Raw genomic sequence first — 16,706 nt, 5'->3', positions numbered from 1 at the left:
GGGTCACTTGCCGAGACGGCGACGCTGGACGCGGGTCTTGCGCAGCAGCTTGCGGTGCTTCTTCTTGGCCATGCGCTTGCGGCGCTTCTTGACCACCGAGCCCATACGACAGCCCTTCTGATGCGACGTGCTGATCGGACCGGCCTCACCCGCGGGTGCGGCCGGCTACCGAGCTGGACAACGGACCGGGCCGGCACGACGGGCTCGCACCCATCTCGGCACGTGGCCACGGTCGCGGTCCAGACTAGCCCTCGGCCGTCAGCCGGACCAAAGCGCCCCCACGAGGAACCGCCCGGAGCGCTCCGGAACCGTCGCGACGCCACCGCTCAGCGGTCAGGCGGTCTCCTGAAAGGCACCGCGCAGATAGTCGTGCACGGCGTGCTCCGGCACCCGGAACGACCGGCCGACCCGCACCGCGGTCAGCTCGCCGGAATGCACCAGCCGGTAGACCGTCATCTTCGAGACCCGCATCAGCGTCGCCACCTCGGCGACGGTCAGAAACCTGACCTCCGGCATTCGGCTGTCCGGCTGTGGTGATCCTGCCATGGCTCACCAACCCATCCCAATCCCCGGCGCGTACCGCCCGGCGGGATGCTTCCGCGCCGCCGCTACGCGCGTGTTACCAGTACGGTAACGGGACGGCTGTGACCGGCGCGATCCCTTCGGGCAATTGATCATCACTGGCACGCAGGTCGACGGGTGGGAACGGGCAGTTCACGCCCGAAGGGGTCATTCGGCGCGGAGCGCGATCACCGGGTCCAACCGCCCGGCCCGCTGCGCCGGTACCACCCCGAAGATGATCCCGACCGCCGCCGAGACCCCGAACGAGAGCGCCAGTGACCACCAGGTGACCACCGCCGGTACCGGGGAGAGGGCGGCCACCAGCAGCGCGGCGCCCACCCCGAGCCCCATCCCGAGCACCCCGCCGAGCGCGGTCAGCAGCACCGCCTCCAGCAGGAACTGGATCCCGATGTCCCGGGGACGGGCGCCGACCGCCTTGCGCAGCCCGATCTCCCGGGTCCGCTCGCGTACCGAGACCAGCATGATGTTGGAGACCCCAACGCCGCCGACCAGCAGCGAGATGCCGGCGATCGCCGCCAGCACCCCGGTGAGCACCCCGAGGATGTCCCCGAGTACGCCGAGGATCTGCTCCTGGGTCACCGCGCTGAACTCGGTGTCCGGGTGCCGCCGGGTCAGTTCGGCGACGACCCGGGCCCCGAGGTCGTCGATCTCCTCCCGGTCCGGCGCCTTGATCGCGATCCCGTCGATCCGCTGGGTGCCGTAGAGCCGGTGCGCGGCGGTGACCGGGATGTGCACCTCGTCGTCCCGGTCCACTCCGAGGCTCTGCCCCAGCGGAGCGAAGACCCCGACCACCCGGAACCGTACGCCGGCGATCGCCACCTGCTGCCCGACCGGCTCCCGGTCGCCGAAGAGGGTACCGGCGACCGTGGCGCCGAGCACCGCCACCCGGCGACTGGTGTCGACATCGGACGAGGTCAGGTAGCTGCCCCGGTCCAGTTCCCGGACGAAGACCTCGGGCGTGGTCTCCAGTACGCCCTGCACGGTGGTGAACGCCGAGCGGGTGCCGGCGCGGACCGTCTCACCGGAGGTGACCGTGACCGCCACCCGGCGCGGATCGCCGACGACCCGGTTGACCGCCTCGACGTCGGCCAGGGAGAGCCGGGAGACCGCCGGTGCCGCGCCGAAGTCGAGCCGGCCGGGCACCACGACGAGCAGGTTGGAGCCGAGCCCCTCGACCTGCTGCTCCACCTCCCGCTTGGCGCCGGTGCCGATCGCGACCAGCACCACCACGGCGGCCACCCCGATCACCACCCCGAGCATGGTGAGCATGCTGCGCAGCCGGTTCGCCGCCAGGGCGTCCAGCGCGACCCGCCACGCCTCGGCGATCCTCACGAGCCGCTCCCCGCCCCGGCAGCCGGCCCGTCGGCATGGCCGGAGCCGGCTCCGCCCGACCCGCGGCGTCCGGTGGCTTCGGTGGCGCCACCGAAGCCACCGGACGGGTGCCCCGAGTCGCTTCCGGACGCTCGTCGGGGCTCCGCGCTGGGAGCGGGATCTACTATCTCAGGCGCCCGCCGCGCCGCCGGCACGACCGTCGCCGAATCCGGCCCGGCCGCCGGTGGTAGGCCCGTCGGTTCCGGCTCCACCGGCGGTGCGACGAGGAGGCCGTCGCGCATCGTGACCTGCCGGTGCGCCCGCTCGGCGACCTCCCGGTCGTGGGTGACCAACACCAGCGCCACCCCGTCGGAGGCGTTCAACTCCTCCAGCAGGGTCAGCACGGACTCGCCGGTCGCGCTGTCCAGGTTGCCGGTCGGCTCGTCGGCGAGCAGCAGGACCGGATCGGTGACCAGGGCCCGGGCGATCGCCACCCGCTGCTGCTCACCGCCGGAGAGCTGGTTGGGCCGGTGGTCCAGCCGGTGCCCGAGGCCGACCCGGCCCAGCATCGCCGCCGCCAGTTCGCGCCGTCGCCGGCCGCCGATGCCCCGGTAGACCAGCGGCAGCGCGACGTTGTCGAGTGCGGAGGTCCGGGGCAGCAGGTGGAACGACTGGAAGACGAAGCCGATGGTCTCGTTGCGCAGCGTGGCGAGTTCTCCGGCGTCCAGCGTGGCGACGTCCCGACCGCCGATCACCAGCCGGCCGGTGGTGGGCCGGTCCAGCCCGCCGAGCAGGTGCATCAGGGTCGACTTGCCCGACCCGGACGGGCCGACCACCGCCACGTAGTCACCGGCGGCGATGGTCAGCGAGACACCGCGCAGCGCGGTCACCGACACCCCGCCCAGGTCGTACGTCCGGACCAGGTCGACCGCCTCGACCGCCACCCCGGACCGCCGGGTCGGTCCACCGGTCGCGACGTCGCCGGAGCTGCCCACCGGCGCGGCGGTCACCGGATCCTCCGCGGAGAGGAAGTCAACGTACCCGCTCTCCGGGGCGCACCTGGTCGCCGCCGCTGACCACCACCTGCTGGCCCGGCTGCACCCCGCTGACGATCTGCACCAGGTCCTGGCCCTGTACCCCGACCGTCACCGGCACCTGCTCGGCGATCCCGTCCTCGACCACCCAGACCGCGTCCCGCCCCTGCGCCGAGTGCACCGCCGCGGCCGGTACGGTCACCGCGCCGGCCGCCTCCCGGACCCGCAGCCGGACCACCGCGCTCATCCCGGGGCGCGGCGCCGGGGCGGCCCGCCCGTCGGCGAAGCGCCCGGGGCCGAGCGAGAGCCGCACCCGGTACGAGACACCACCCCGGGCCGACGCGGTCGGCAGTACGTCGACCGAGCGGACCCGGGCCGAATATTCCGCTCCGGTGGCGGCGTCCAGTTCCACGCTCGCCGGCACCCCCTGGTTGACCAGCAGCACGTCGGTCTCGTCCACCTCGGCGACCAGCCCGAGGTCGGTCAGGTCCACCACGGTCAGGATCGGGGTGCCCGCGCTCACCCGGCCGCCGACCGGCACCGCGCCGTCGACGCCGGCCACCGGTGCGGTCGGGTTGCCCCCGCCGAGCGCCCCGGTCGGATCGACCCCGCCCGGGGCACCCAGCCCACCGGTCGCGCCGAGTAGTCCGGCCAGCGCGTCGGCCGTACCGGCACCGGCAGCCGGCGAGGCGGGACCGCCGAGCTGCACCACCCCGCCGATCGGTGCCCGCAGCACGAGCGCGTCGACGGTCGCCTTCGCCAGGTCGTACGCCTGCTCGGCCTGGAGACGCTGGGCTGCGGAGAGGGCCCGTACCGCGGAATTCAGCCCGGCGACGCCGCGCTGGACGGCGCGTACCGCCGCACCGGCCGTCTCGGCCGCCGCCTCGTACTGCCGCTCCGCGATCCGGATCTGGGCGAGCAGCGCGGCCCGGGCGGCCGGGTCGGTGAGCTTGCCGGCGGCGTCCCGGGCGGCCCGGAACGCCTGCGCCGCCGCCCGGTCGGTGCCACGGCGCAACCGGGACAGGTCGGTGCCGCCGCCGACGCCCCGCCCGGCGCTCCGCGCCGCGTCGAGGGCCCGGCGGGCCTTGGCCAGCCGGTCCCGGGCCGAGGGCGAGTCGACAACCGCGAGCACCCGGCCCGGCTTGACCAGGGCACCCGGCCTGACCCGCAGCTCGGCCAGGGTGCCGTCGGCGGGTGCGCTCAGGGTGGCCGCCGCCCGCGCCGTCACGCTGGCCGGCGCGTCGACCAGTTCAGCGATGTCGGCCCGCTCCACACTGGCCAACCTGACCTGGTCGTCGGACTCACAGGAGGCCGCGGAGAGGCCGAACAGGACGGTGAGGGCGAGGAGGGCGGCGGATATCACGGAGTGACGGGGCCGCGGTGCTGCGGGCAGGCGCGGCGGAGAGGCGCGACGCACGCCGCCATGGTACGAGGTGCCACCCGCACCGGCCGGCAGGACGCGCGGGCCGCGAGCCCGCTGAGCTGCACCTGATCAGGAGGCGGTCCTCTTCACGTACGCCACGCACTCGTCGTGCAGCTTCGACCAGTCCTGACCGAACGCCTCCTGGGACGCCTCCTCCTCCGACCGGCCGTCGTGCACCACCAGCTTGAAGAAGGTGAGTACGTCCTTCTCGCCGAACCGGTCGACGAGATGCCGGACGGCGAGGTAGCCGACGCCGTAGCTGCCGGCGACGTGCCAGTCCTCGGAACGGTCGCTGGGCGCCACGTCCGCCAATTCGCCGTTCCAGCCCGAGTTGACCAGCCGGTCGACGTCGTCGAGGCTGCCGTACCGGCTCGCCGCCCGGCCGCCGGCCGCCGCCTGTTCGGCGATCCCCTCCACCAGCCACCAGGCGTCGTCGGGGATCCGGTCGGCGCCGGCCAGCGAGGAGGCGTGGGTCAGCTCGTGCCGCATCAGGTCGGCGTACTGGCCCGGCACCACGGCCTTGGAGTTGAGCACCAGGTCGTACTGGTCGCCGCCGACCGGTACGGCGTATCCAGCGGTCCACTCCGGACGGTTGCCGCCGTACCAGCGGCTCCACTCGTTCGGGCCGGCGTAGAAGATCAGGTAGCGCTCCGGTGGCTTGCCGTCCACGGCGTACCGGTCGGCGACCCTGGCCGCCCGCTCCCCCTCGCGCAGCAGGTCGGGCAGCCGGTCCCGGAACGCCCGGGGCGCGGCGACCAGGGTGCGTTCGCCGATCGAGGCGACCAGCTCGTCGCTCTCCCAGGGCCGGGGCCGACCCGGCCCGCCGGTCTCGTCGGTGTCGATCGCGAACAGCCGTGGCTGGCCGACGACGTCCTTCCACCGGGTGACCATGGTGATCTCGTTCGGCTCGCAGGCCGGGCTGACGAAGCAGTGCGAGAGGGTGAGGTTGGCCCGCCACTCGCCGGCCGTGTTGAGTTCGCTCACCCGGCCCAGCAGCTTCGGCTCCCACTTGCTCACCCGCATCGCCCGCAGTGTCCGGAAGTCGCGCCGGAGTTGCCGGGCGATCGGCGTGTTCGGCTCGGCGAGCCCGACGTAGCCGTTCTCGTCGCCGCCGAGCAACGCCTTCGCCTGCGCGTCGAGCAGGCCGCGGATCTGCGCGGTGAGCCAGTCGCCGGTGACCGAGGGCGGGTCGCCGGCCTTCGGGCTGGCGGCCGCCCCGGCACCGGCGGCCGGGCCGGTCGGCCCGGACGCCCGGTCGAGCAGCACCGCACCGATCGCGACCGGGACCGCGCAGAGCAGCAGGGCCACGACGGTCCCGAGCCCCACCCAGAGCGGCCACCGGCGGCGGCGCGGCGGCGGAACCAGCCCGGCCGGTGGCGGGTAGCCGCCGGGCATCGGATAGCCGCCCGGCATCGGGTACCCGGCCGACGCCGGATAGCCGGGCCCCGCCTGGTAACCGACCGGCCCTGGCGGGTACCGGCCGGCCTGGTAACCGGCCGGCTGGTAGCCGACGGGCAGCTCGGCACCAGCCCCCTGACCGGCAGCCTGGTAACCGGTGGGCGGTGCCTCCGCGCCCATCCCCGAACCGGCGGGCTGGTAGCTGGCGGTCGGCTCGGCCCCAGCACCGTAGCCGGCGGGCTGGTGACCGGTAGCGGTGGGCTGGTGGTGGCGGGGGTCCTGCCGGTAGCCGGTGGGCTGCACCGGATAGCCGGCGGCGGCCGGCGGGAGGCCGTGCGCGGTCGGCTCCGGCTCCGGGGGCGGGTAACCGCCGGACGGCGGGTACCCGGAAGGCGGGTAATCGGCCGGTGGGTAGCCGATCTGCGGCTGGTGGTCGGCCGGTGGGCGGTCGCGGTACTCCCCGTCGGTCACCGCCGGAGAGTACGACCAATCGTCCAGCCGTGGAAACCTGCCCTCACCGACCCGCGCACGACCCGGCCGGCTGTGCCGCCGGCCGGAAGTCCGGCCGCTCCGCCGCGGCCCGCCAGCAGTGCCGCGCCGAGCCGAGCAGCAGGCCCGACGAGACCGCCCAACCCATTCCGCCGACCAGCGCCTGCGCGCCCCCGTCCCCCGGCGGCAGTACGGCCAGCAGCACGCCGCAGACCATGGTCACCCCGACCACCACCGAGGCGAGTACGGCGGTCAGCCGGATCGCCGCTGGGCGGACGTCGAAGTGCCGTGGTCCCCAGCGCAGCAGGATGGCCGCGACGAGGGCGGTGCCGAGGGCGAGCCCGGCGAAGGTGTCCGTCACCCGGGCCAGCCACAGGTACGCCGCCCCCGGCTCGACGCCGTCCCAGAATTGCTGCCAGCCGCCGATCCGACCCAGCAGCTCCGACGCGCCGTACTGGGCGCCGAGCACTCCGACGAGCAACAGCGCGGTACGCCGTCCCTGTGCCACCGCCAGTACGTCCTGGAGTCCCGCCGCGATCCGGTCGGCCGTGCCGAACTCCCGGACGGCCAACCGCTGCGCCTCCGGCTCGGTCAGCCCGGCGTGCCGGTACCCCTCGGCGGCATCGACCAGCGCGTCCCGGATCTCGGCCAGCATGTCGGCCCGCAACCGGACGGAGCCGCGCAACCGGTCACCAACCGCGGAGACGTAGTCGTCGATCGGGGCGGTCACCGCCCCAGTCTCGCTGCCGCACGGGTGAAAGGCCATCCGGAGCAACCCTGCCGGAGGAACCCTGACCCGGATAGGGCGGCTTTACGGCCGTGACTACCCCAACGCGACAGATGAGCGTGATGGGTTCGATGTACGAATCATGCCTGGACCAGTCAACTCAGACAGGAAGAGCGGTACGTCCGCCGAGTAGCCATCTGCTTTTTTCTGCCCGAAATGGGATTGCCACGGTCTGGCCCGCATCTATCCGGTTAGCGCTTTTCAAGCGTGGACCGGCCCTAATTCCACTGGTTCGTGGGTTTTCTTCATATAGGCCCGCGATGCACTGAACGGCACCGTACGGTGACGTTAAGTGGCTACAACCTATTTGTGGCCCTCCGCGCCCCAGATGGTGCGGCCGTGTCTTGTATTCGAAAGGCAGGGAGCTTGATGTCCGAATTCCAAGGGAGCCACGTGGATCCCGGTCAGCCCACGGCGCGGCCAAAAAGGCGGCGGTCCCGGTGGTTCTTAGCCGGGGGCATCGTCGCTGGCAGCCTGGTAGCTGGCGCGGCTGGCCTGGCCGGGGTGGCCACGTTGGCCGGCGACAAGGGTCTGGCAGACGTGGACCTGGGACAGTTGTCCGTCGTCGCCGCCGAGAACGACAAGGGCGACAACGGCAAAGACCAGGGCAAGCACGAAGATCCCAAGGACCAGAACGGCAAGCACGAGGGCGGCGGCGACTCCCAGGGCGGCAACTGGCAGGACTACTGCAAGCCCGGCGGCTGGCAGGGCCACGGCGACAAGAAGGCCGAGGACCAGAAGGCGAAGCCCGAGGAGTCGAAGGACCCGAAGGCGGGGCCGACCGCGACCAAGGACCCGAAGGCCGGACCGGCCGCCGAGTCCAAGGACCCGAAGGCCGGACCGACCGCGACCAAGGACCCCAAGGCCGGACCGGCCACCGAGTCCAAGGACCCGAAGGCCGGACCGACCGCGACCAAGGACCCCAAGGCCGGACCGGCCGCCGAGTCCAAGGACACCAAGGAGAACCACGAGGACTCCAAGGATGCCAAGGAGAAGCACGAGGACTCCAAGGACTCCAACGGTTCCGGGTCGCAGGGCGGCTCCGGCTGGCAGGGCGGCTCGCAGGGCGGCTCGGGCTGGCAAGGCGGCTCGCAGGGCGGCTCACAGGGCGGCTCCGGCTGGCAAGGCGGCTCGCAGGGCGGCTCACAGGGCGGCTCCGGCTGGAACGGCGGGTCGCAGGGCGGCTCACAAGGCGGGTCGCAGGGCGGGTCGCAGGGCGGCTCCGGCTGGAACGGCGGATCCCAGGGCGGCTCACAAGGCGGGTCGCAGGGCGGCTCGCAGGGCGGCTCCGGCTGGAACGGCGGATCCCAGGGCGGCGGCGAGAACGGCTCGTCCGGGGAGACTCCCGGCTCCGACAGCTCTCGCTGGCACGGCGGCTCCCAGGGCGGCTCGCAAGGCGGGTCGCAGGGCGGCTCCGGCTGGAACGGCGGATCCCAGGGCGGCTCACAAGGCGGGTCGCAGGGCGGCTCGCAGGGCGGCTCCGGCTGGAACGGCGGGTCCCAGGGCGGCGGCGAGAACGGCTCGGGCTGGCAGGGCTCAGGCTCGGAGGGGTCGGGCTGGAACGGCGGGTCCCAGAATGGCCGCGAGGGTTGTGGCTCGGACAAGCGCGAGGACGAGGACAAGCGCAAGGACGAGGGCAGGCGCGCGGACGAGGACAAGCGCGAGGACGAGAAGGTGACGTCCGTACCATGCGACCCCGACAAGCTCATCGCCGCGCTGGTGCACGCCAACGCCGAGGGTGGCGGCAGCCTCAAGCTCGCGCCGAAGTGCACCTACACGCTCACCGCGCACGACGACAGCGGCGAGAAGCACAACGGCAAGGGTGAGAAGGGCGAGAAGGACTACGGCAAGGCGTCGTCCGACGCCGCCTCCGCCAACGGCACCATGGGCGTGCCGGGGACGGAAGCCAAGAAGGACGACAAGAAGGACGACAAGAAGGACGACAAGAAGGACGGCAAGAAGGACGACAAGAAGCACGACAAGTCCGGCCTGCCGGTGATCAAGGCGCCGATCAAGATCAAGGGTGAGGGCGCGACCATCACCCGGGACACGTACGCCAAGGACTTCCGCTTCTTCACCGTCCGTGACGGTGGCGAGTTGGAGTTGAGTGACGTCTTCCTGAAGAACGGGCGGGCGGACGAGGGTGGCGCGATCTCGGTCGACCACGGCGCCAGCGCCACGGTCAAGCGGGTCACGATCTCGGACAGCACCGCACTCGCCAAGGACGGCGGCGGCGGCGCGATCTTCAACGACGGCCACCTCGAAGTCACCGAGAGCAAGTTCGAGGAGAACAACTCGGCCGGCAACGGTGGCGGGATCCTCAACGGTGGTGTCCTCACCGTGGAGAAGTCCGAGTTCTTCAGCAACAGCGCCCACAAGGCTGGTGGCGGGCTCGCCAACTACCAGGGGGCGGCCGACATCACCAAGAGCGCCTTCGAGCACAACAACGCGGCAGAGGGCGGCGGCATCGCCAGCATCTCGGCCCGGACCAAGGTCTCGGACGGCGAGGTCAACGGCAACACCGCGAAGGTCGGCGGCGGCCTCTTCAACAAGGACGCCACCCTCACGGTCCGGGGGCTGCACGTCAGCAAGAACCTCGGCACCAAGGACGGCGGCGGAATCGCCACCATCAAGGGTCTGCTCACGGTGGACAAGAGCAAGATCACCAAGAACACCACGCGGGGCGACGGCGGCGGCATCTTCGCCGAGAAGTCCGAGGTGATCGTGCGGGACACCGAGGTCAGCGAGAACAGCGCCGTCGGCGCGCGTTCGGTCGGTGGCGGCATCGCGGTCGAGGGCGGTTCGCTCGAACTGAAGAAGAGCAAGATCGTCGAGAACGACGCCACCAAGAAGGGCGGCGGGCTCTTCGCCGAGCACGCCAAGGTCAAGGTGGACGACGACACCGTGATCAGCAAGAACCGGCCTGACAACTGCGCCGGCGACAAAAAAGATGACAAAATCGACAACTGCTTCGCCTGATCCTCGGGTAACCGAGCGCAGGTGACCGGTGGCGGGTAGCCGGTAACGGAGACCACGGCCGGTGACGGAGCGGACGCATCCGGTCCGTCGGGGGCAACGATCATCAGATCGCACCCTCGGCGGGCCGGATGCGCGTCTCCGCGTACCGGGGCGGGCGTATCAGGCGACGTCGAGGACCCGGCGTACCCGGGAGAACCGGCCCGCCGCCAGGTCCGCGCCGTCGATCCAGAACGAGATCCCGACCAGTTCGCCCCAGGCGGTTCCCTGCTCGGCCTCCAGCGCGAGCAGCGGCCGGTGGCCGGCCGGTCCCACCACCGGGCTGTCCGGCCAGCCCAGCAGCCGGTGCCGCACGGTCGGCAGCCGGTCACGGATCTCGGTGACCAGGTCCATCACCCTGATCGGATCGGCTGAGAAGGCCGCCGCGAGTTCCGGCTCGGCGTAGTCGGGTGCGGCCAGGACCGGGGCGGCGACGAGCGGCAGCGCCGGAATCACCTCCACCTCCGACGGGGCGGCCCGGTCCGGCAGCCCGACGGGTACGTGCAGCACGGCGCAGCCGTCGTCACCCGGGCCCGCCCCGAAGTCGGCGCGGAACCACTCGTCGGAGAAGAAGAGCAGCGTCCCGTCCCGGGGCAGCATCCACTCCGGACCGAGCAGCGGCGCCAGCGCGGCGCAGTCGAGCCGGGCCAACAGCGCCATCGACCGCCCCTGGTGCTCCGGCCACCGCACCCCGTCCGGCAGTCCGGGCAGTCCGCCGTACCAGCCTGCGACCGGGCCGGCGGGCTCGCCGTCGCGGCACCGGGCCGGTACGGCGAGTCCGATCGAGGGGCGGACCAGGCCGAGGACCTGTTCGAGCAGGTCGGGATCGGCCTGTGCCCGGGGCGAGTCGGCGAGGGCGGCACGCAACGCCGCCACCGCACGGGAGAAGTCCATGGCGCGAGGATGCCAGGCGAAACGGCTCGATCCCAGCCGGGCCAAAGGGCCCAGCCCGGCCAGAGAGCCCAGGCGGGGCAACGGGCCGATCGGCGTGGCCGGACCGGTCACCTCCGGGTCGGCGGGGGCTACCTCCGGGTCGCCACGGCGCGGGCGAAGAACGCCAGGTTGGCCGGGCGCTCGGCGAGCCGGCGCATCAGGTAGCCGTACCAGTCGGTGCCGTACGGCAGGTAGACGCGCACGGTGTGGCCGGCCTCGGCGAGCCGGGCCTGCTCGTCCGGGCGTACGCCGTAGAGGAGCTGGAACTCGAACTGGTCCGGCGTACGGTCGAACCACCGGGACCGGTCCTCGGCGATCGCGATCAGCCGGGGGTCGTGGGTGGCGATCATCGGGTACCCCTGGCCGGCAAGCAGGATGTTCAGGCACCGGACATATGACTTGTCCACTTCCCGCGCCGACTGGTACGCCACCGACTCGGGCTCGGAGTAGGCCCCCTTGCAGAGCCGCACCCGCGACCCCGGGGTGGCCAGCTCCCGACAGTCCGCCTCGGTGCGCCGCAGGTACGCCTGGAGCACCGCCCCCGTACCCGGAAAGTCCTTGCGCAGCTCGGCCAGGATGTCCAGGGTCGAGTCGGTGGTGGTGTGGTCCTCCATGTCCAGCGTGACCGTGGTCCGGGCCGCCGCCGCGGCGGCGCAGATCGCGTGCGCGTGCTCCCGGGCCAGCCGCTCGTCGAACTTCTGGCCCAGCGCCGAGAGCTTGACGCTGACCTCGGCCGGCGGGGTGAGCCCGGCCTCGGCGAGCCCGCCGAGCAGGGCCAGGTACTCGTCCCGGACGGCGATGGCCTGGGCTGGGTTGACGGTGTCCTCGCCCAGGTGGTCGATGGAGACCGCGAGACCGTCGGCGACGAGCTGGCGGGTGGCGCGCAGCGCGTCGTCGGTGGTGGTGCCGGCGACGAACCGGCGTACGACGTCCCGGGTGAACGGGGCCGTCTCGACGAGCCGCTCGATCCGGGATGACCGGGAGGCGGCGAGGATGACCGATCGGAGCATGAGCCGAGCGTAACGCCAGCCGGTCACCGGTACGCGGGGACCGGAGCCTCCCGGGCGACCGGGTGACGGACCCGCACGAGGGCCGCGGGCGGTGCGACGCGGGTCGGGGTGTCCGCGGTGGCGCGGATCGGTTACAACGATCTCGTGGAAAAAGTTTCGCGACGCCGTCTCCGGTCCGCGAGCGTGCAACTGGGCGCGCTCACCGCCCTCGCCGTCACCCTCTCCGGGTGCAACCAGGTGGGTGACGACGACGACTGCGACTCGCGATCGAGCACGCCACGGCCCCGCTCGCTCGCGCTGGCGGCGTACGCCCCGGCCACCGTGCCGACCACCACGACCGCCGGGTCGACTGCCCCGGACGTACTCCCCGAGCGGGGCGGCTTCGGCACCCACCTCGCCTCCTGCGGCGGCTGACGGTGCGCCGGGAGAGCTGCCCGCCCCGGCCGGACTGGTCGGCGACGGTCCGCGCGCAGGGCCTGGTCTACGCCGACACCGAGCTGCCGGACGGCGGCCTCATGTCGTACTGGGACGAGAGCGCCTGCTACGCCTTCGACCTCGACGAGGTGCTCCGGCTGGAGGAGGCGACCGAGGAGCTGCACCGGATGTCGGTGGCCGCCGCCGAGCACGTGGTGGCACGGAACCGGTTCGCCGAGTTCGGCATCCCGGCCTGGGCCGCCGAGGCGGTCACCCGGTCGCTGCGCGAACAGCCGCCCACGCTGTACGGCCGGTTCGACCTCTGGTACGACGGCTCGTGGCCGCCGAAGCTGCTGGAGTACAACGCGGACACCCCGACCGCGCTGGTCGAGGCGGCGGTGATCCAGTGGTACTGGCTGGAGGACACCCGTCCCGAGCTGGACCAGTGGAACAGCGTGCACGAACGGCTGGTCGCGGCCTGGCAGCGGATCGGCGCCGGCCTGCACGACCCGCTGGTGCACGTCGCCTGGTCGGACGAGGAGGAGACCGGCGAGGACCAGATGACCGCCGGCTACCTCGCCGAGACCGCCCGGCAGGCGGGGCTGAAGACCGAGCTGCTGCCGATGCTCCAGATCGGCTGGGACGGCCGCCGGTTCACCGGCCCGCCCGGCCCGGACGGGGCGAGCACGCCGATCCTCACCTGCTTCAAGCTCTATCCGTGGGAGTGGATGCTCGCCGAGCCGTACGGCCGGCCGGCACTGGACCCGGGCACCCCGACCACCTGGATCGAGCCGGCCTGGAAGCTGTTGCTCTCCAACAAGGCACTGCTGGCCGTACTCTGGGAGCTCTATCCCGGCCATCCCTACCTGCTGCCGGCGTACCTCGACTCGCCCCGGGGAATGACCGAATACGTGGTCAAGCCGCTGTTGGGTCGGGAGGGTGGTTCGGTGCGGATCGTCACCAGAGCCGGCGAGATCGACAATCCAGGGATTTACGGTGACGAAGGATGGTGTTACCAGCAATTCCGCGCACTACCGTCGTTCTCGGATAATCACCTGGTGCTGGGCAGTTGGGTCGTGGCCGGCGAGGCGGCTGGTGCCGGGCTGCGGGAGAGCCGGAGCCTGATCACCGATGGCTACGCGCGGTTCCTTCCCCACTACGTGGACGCGCCACGGGAGCCGTAAGTCGTCTACGGTTGTCGGGTGAACTTCGACGCGTACGCCCGGACCGGGGTCGATCTCGTCAACGCGCGACTCGACGACCTCGACGACCTGCGGGCCGTTTTCACCGACGAGCACGGCTGGATGCGCGACGAGGTGACCGAACGGGACGTCGCCGCCTTCCGCCGGGCCCAGAAACGCCTGCGGGACGTCTTCGAATTCGGCTCCTCGGGACGGGACGCCGACGCGGTGGACGAGCTGAATTCGCTTTTGGAGAGCTATCCCGTCCAACCACGGATCTCCGGACACGATGCCAAGGACTGGCACATGCACGTGACCAGCCGGGGGGCCTCGGTGAGTGCCGAGTTCCTGGCCGGCGCGGTCTGGGGGCTGTCGGTCTGGCTGTGCGAGTACGGCAGTTCCCGGTTCGGTGTCTGCGCCGACGACCGCTGCGGCAACGTCTATCTGGACACCTCGTCCAACTGCTGCCGCCGGTTCTGCTCGGAGCGCTGCGCCACCCGGTCGCACGTCGCCGCGCACCGGGCCCGCAAGCGGGCAGCGGTGGAGGCGAAGGCACCGGTCGTGGCCGAGATCGAGGAGAAGACCCCGGCCCCGGTCGGCTGACCGGCTCGTGGCGGCGCCCCGGTCCTGGGCAGGGGCGCCGCTGACCACCCCACCCGGGTGCCGTCAGCGCTCCTCGCGGAAGTCGACATGCCGGCGGAGCACCGGGTCGTACTTGCGCACCACCATCCGGTCCGGGTCGTTGCGGCGGTTCTTCCTGGTCACGTACGTGTAGCCGGTACCGCCGGTGCTGCGCAGCTTGACGATCGGGCGTACGTCGTTGCGCCGGGCCATCAGACCGTCACCTCCCGCCACGCCGGGTTGCGCACGGGCCGCCACGCCCGGTTGCGTACGAGACTGTCGCTCGGCCGTGCGCCGGTGCGGGCGCTCCGTCTGGGCATCTGATTCCTCCTCGACCGCGTACGACCATTTCGTCCTGACCAGGTCCTCCTCCGACCCTGCCCGCCGAGTTCCACGCGGCGGGCGACTCTAACCCGACGACAGGAGCCCGCTTATACTGACAATCATTTTCAACTACTCCGGAAGGCCCGCCATGTCGTCACCCCTGGCCCCCGACCACCTCGACGCCGCCGCCCGCACCAACGGCCGCGCCTCGGTCACCGTGCTCACCGGGTTCTGGCCCGCCGCCAGCTACGCGGTGGCGAGGGCGCTGCTCGCCGACGACCCGAGCCTGTTGCTCGTCCGGCACGAGCTGACCGACCTGCGCGCCGGGGTGCTCCGCCGGGTCGTCCGCGACGGAGCCGGGATCGTCGAGGACGAGATGATCGCGCTGGCGCACGGCTGCCTCTCCAGCACCCTGCGCGAGGACGTGCTGCCCACCCTCACCCGGCTGGCCCGGACCCGTCCCGGCCGGGACCTGGTGCTGCTACTGCCGGAGACCGTCGAGCCGGAGGCGGTCGCCGAGGTCTGCGCCCACCACCTGGTGGACGGCGCCCCGGTCACCGACCGGCTGCACTTCGACTCGTACGTGACGGTGGTCGATGCCGCGCACCTGCTCGACGGGCTGGCCAGCCCGGACGACCTGGCCACGCTCGGCATCCAGGCCGCCGACGACGACCACCGGGGCCTCGCCGACGTGATCGCCCGGCAGATCGAGTACGCCGACACCCTCGTGCTGTGGGGCGCCCCCGGCGACAGCTCCGACAGCGGTCAACTGTCGGTACTGCTGCACCGGCTGGCCCCGTGGGCCGTGCAACTCCCCGTCACCGAGCCGTACGTCGACGCGGGCGCGCTGACCCGGCGGCTGCGGCACACCGACCGGCACCGGCCGGAGACGCCCGGCGTACTGGCCCGGGGGATCGAGGGCCACCTGCTCGGCGTACCGGAACCGCAGCCGGACCACGGGGTGGTGTCGGCGGTGTTCCGGGCCCGCCGGCCGTTCCACCCCGGACGGCTGCACGAGGTGCTGACGGCGGTCAACGCGCCGGTGCTCCGTTCCCGGGGCGTGTGCTGGCTGGCCAGCCAGCCGCAGATCGCGATCGGCTGGGAGTTCGCCGGCGGCGGCCTGACGCTGGGCACCCTCGGCCGGTGGCTGGTCGACGCGCCGGACGAGGACTGGGCCGAGGCGAGCGACCAGCGCCGGCTCGCCGCCGCACTGGACTGGGACCCGTACTACGGCGACCGGCACAACTACCTGGTCTTCGTCGGCTTCGACCTGGACCCGGTCGACATCCACCGCACGCTCGCCCGCTGCCTGCTCACGGACGCCGAACTGGCCGACGGCGAGGCCGGCTGGCGCGGCTATCCCGACCCGTTCGCCGGCTGCTTCCCCGCCCCCGGATCCGCACCGTCCACACCGGACACCTGATCCGGCCGGGCATGTGCCTAGAGATCGGCTGCGGTCAGGTCGAGCCGCCAGTCGTTGGAGCGCATCAGCTGCCCCTTCGGAAACTCGAACTCGGTCACGCCGAGCAGCTCGAAGCCGGCCTTTCGGCAGACCGCGTTGGAGGCGGCGTTGTCGACCGAGGGATAGGCGTGCGCGTACCGGTGAGTCCGCCGGGCGCGGGCCTCGTCGACCACGGCCAGCAGCGCGGCGGTGGCCAGCCCTCTGCCCTGGTACGCCGGCAGGATGCTCCAGCCCATCTCGTAGACCGTCCGGTCGTGCCAGTCCCGTGCCCAGTAGCCGACGCTGCCGACCGGCACCTCGTCCGGGATGGCGACCACCCGGAACATGCACCCCTGCCCGCCGCCGCCGAACCGGACGTAACGCTCGTGCCGGGCAAGGACCTGCTCCTCGGTCTCCGGGCCGCCCAGGTGCCGCTTCATCTCGGGCGCGTTGATCCGGCGGAGCAGGTCGAGGTCGCCCTCGCTCCACGGCTCGATCCGGACCCGATCCAATCCTCCAGCCACGCCTTCCCACCTTTCCGTCCGTCCTCTCCCTGCCATTCAAGCGGGTCGGACCGACAATCCAGCCGGAGTTTCCCGCCGGTGGCCCGTGACCGGGGGCCACCTCGCCGGCCCGGGTACGTCAACCAGCCGCAGCGTCCCGTCGTGCGCGCCGCCTCGGATCCGCCCTCGTGATGCGGACCTTCCGGACGGTGTGCGCGGGGACGGGCACTTCACCGGCCC

The 16,706-nt window shown here is 72.4% G+C and carries 16 protein-coding genes; 5 read left to right on the top strand and 11 right to left on the bottom strand.

Annotated elements, in window-relative coordinates; all coding sequences use genetic code 11:
• Positions 1-3: 3 nt before the first annotated feature.
• The 7 genes from ACSMXO_RS03555 to ACSMXO_RS03525 all read right to left on the bottom strand — a co-directional run bounded on the left by ACSMXO_RS03555 (position 4) and on the right by ACSMXO_RS03525 (position 6,967).
• Positions 4-105 (bottom strand): 30S ribosomal protein bS22, encoded by a 102-nt coding sequence (locus tag ACSMXO_RS03555; protein WP_007465623.1) that lies wholly within the window; start codon positions 103-105, stop codon positions 4-6.
• Between the two features lie 228 nt (positions 106-333).
• Positions 334-546: a helix-turn-helix domain-containing protein gene (locus ACSMXO_RS03550; protein WP_101369425.1), complete on the bottom strand. Its 213-nt coding sequence runs from the start codon at positions 544-546 to the stop codon at positions 334-336.
• A gap of 183 nt (positions 547-729) precedes the next feature.
• Positions 730-1,914, bottom strand: coding sequence for an ABC transporter permease (locus ACSMXO_RS03545; protein WP_455416685.1), 1,185 nt, complete (start codon positions 1,912-1,914; stop codon positions 730-732).
• Entirely contained in the window at positions 1,911-2,837 is a 927-nt protein-coding gene (locus ACSMXO_RS03540; RefSeq protein ID WP_455419160.1) for an ABC transporter ATP-binding protein, read from the bottom strand. Before ACSMXO_RS03540 ends, ACSMXO_RS03545 begins: the two co-directional genes overlap by 4 nt.
• Positions 2,838-2,925: 88 nt before the next feature.
• A complete protein-coding gene (locus tag ACSMXO_RS03535; protein WP_455419159.1) occupies positions 2,926-4,383 on the bottom strand; it encodes an efflux RND transporter periplasmic adaptor subunit in 1,458 nt (485 codons plus the stop codon).
• Positions 4,384-4,419: 36 nt separating this feature from the next.
• A complete protein-coding gene (locus ACSMXO_RS03530; protein ID WP_455416684.1) occupies positions 4,420-6,219 on the bottom strand; it encodes a hypothetical protein in 1,800 nt (599 codons plus the stop codon).
• Positions 6,220-6,262: 43 nt separating this feature from the next.
• Positions 6,263-6,967: a permease prefix domain 1-containing protein gene (locus ACSMXO_RS03525; RefSeq protein WP_455416683.1), complete on the bottom strand. Its 705-nt coding sequence runs from the start codon at positions 6,965-6,967 to the stop codon at positions 6,263-6,265.
• 426 nt (positions 6,968-7,393) lie between these two features.
• Between ACSMXO_RS03525 and ACSMXO_RS03520 the strand changes: the two genes are divergently transcribed.
• Positions 7,394-10,003: a hypothetical protein gene (locus ACSMXO_RS03520; RefSeq protein ID WP_455416682.1), complete on the top strand. Its 2,610-nt coding sequence runs from the start codon at positions 7,394-7,396 to the stop codon at positions 10,001-10,003.
• Positions 10,004-10,162: 159 nt separating this feature from the next.
• Here ACSMXO_RS03520 and ACSMXO_RS03515 read toward each other — a convergent pair whose 3' ends face one another.
• A complete protein-coding gene (locus ACSMXO_RS03515; RefSeq protein WP_455416681.1) occupies positions 10,163-10,933 on the bottom strand; it encodes a DUF1963 domain-containing protein in 771 nt (256 codons plus the stop codon).
• 128 nt (positions 10,934-11,061) lie between these two features.
• A complete protein-coding gene (locus ACSMXO_RS03510; RefSeq protein WP_455416680.1) occupies positions 11,062-11,982 on the bottom strand; it encodes a proline dehydrogenase family protein in 921 nt (306 codons plus the stop codon).
• Positions 11,983-12,126: 144 nt separating this feature from the next.
• Between ACSMXO_RS03510 and ACSMXO_RS03505 the strand changes: the two genes are divergently transcribed.
• Genes ACSMXO_RS03505 through ACSMXO_RS03495 form a run of 3 tightly spaced genes read left to right on the top strand, consistent with a single transcriptional unit; the run spans position 12,127 to position 14,180 of the window.
• Positions 12,127-12,396: a hypothetical protein gene (locus ACSMXO_RS03505; protein WP_346263673.1), complete on the top strand. Its 270-nt coding sequence runs from the start codon at positions 12,127-12,129 to the stop codon at positions 12,394-12,396.
• 2 nt (positions 12,397-12,398) lie between these two features.
• A complete protein-coding gene (locus ACSMXO_RS03500) occupies positions 12,399-13,580 on the top strand; it encodes a glutathionylspermidine synthase family protein (RefSeq protein ID WP_346263672.1) in 1,182 nt (393 codons plus the stop codon).
• Between the two features lie 18 nt (positions 13,581-13,598).
• Complete coding sequence (locus ACSMXO_RS03495) at positions 13,599-14,180, top strand: CGNR zinc finger domain-containing protein (protein ID WP_346263671.1); 582 nt, start codon at positions 13,599-13,601, stop codon at positions 14,178-14,180.
• A gap of 63 nt (positions 14,181-14,243) precedes the next feature.
• On the opposite strand, the gene rpmG is transcribed toward ACSMXO_RS03495, so the two are convergent.
• Complete coding sequence (gene rpmG, locus ACSMXO_RS03490) at positions 14,244-14,411, bottom strand: 50S ribosomal protein L33 (protein WP_346263670.1); 168 nt, start codon at positions 14,409-14,411, stop codon at positions 14,244-14,246.
• Positions 14,412-14,670: 259 nt separating this feature from the next.
• On the opposite strand from rpmG, the gene ACSMXO_RS03485 reads away from it, so the two are divergent.
• A complete protein-coding gene (locus tag ACSMXO_RS03485) occupies positions 14,671-15,945 on the top strand; it encodes a CobW family GTP-binding protein (RefSeq protein ID WP_455416679.1) in 1,275 nt (424 codons plus the stop codon).
• Positions 15,946-15,962: 17 nt separating this feature from the next.
• Here ACSMXO_RS03485 and ACSMXO_RS03480 read toward each other — a convergent pair whose 3' ends face one another.
• Positions 15,963-16,487 carry a GNAT family N-acetyltransferase gene (locus ACSMXO_RS03480; RefSeq protein ID WP_455416678.1) on the bottom strand — a complete coding sequence of 175 codons (525 nt, stop codon included), beginning with the start codon at positions 16,485-16,487 and terminating at the stop codon, positions 15,963-15,965.
• Positions 16,488-16,706: the final 219 nt, after the last annotated feature.

Source organism: Plantactinospora sp. DSM 117369 (assembly GCF_053764795.1).
Note: the sequence above shows the minus strand (reverse complement) of the source record. Positions and strands in the feature narration are given on the sequence as shown.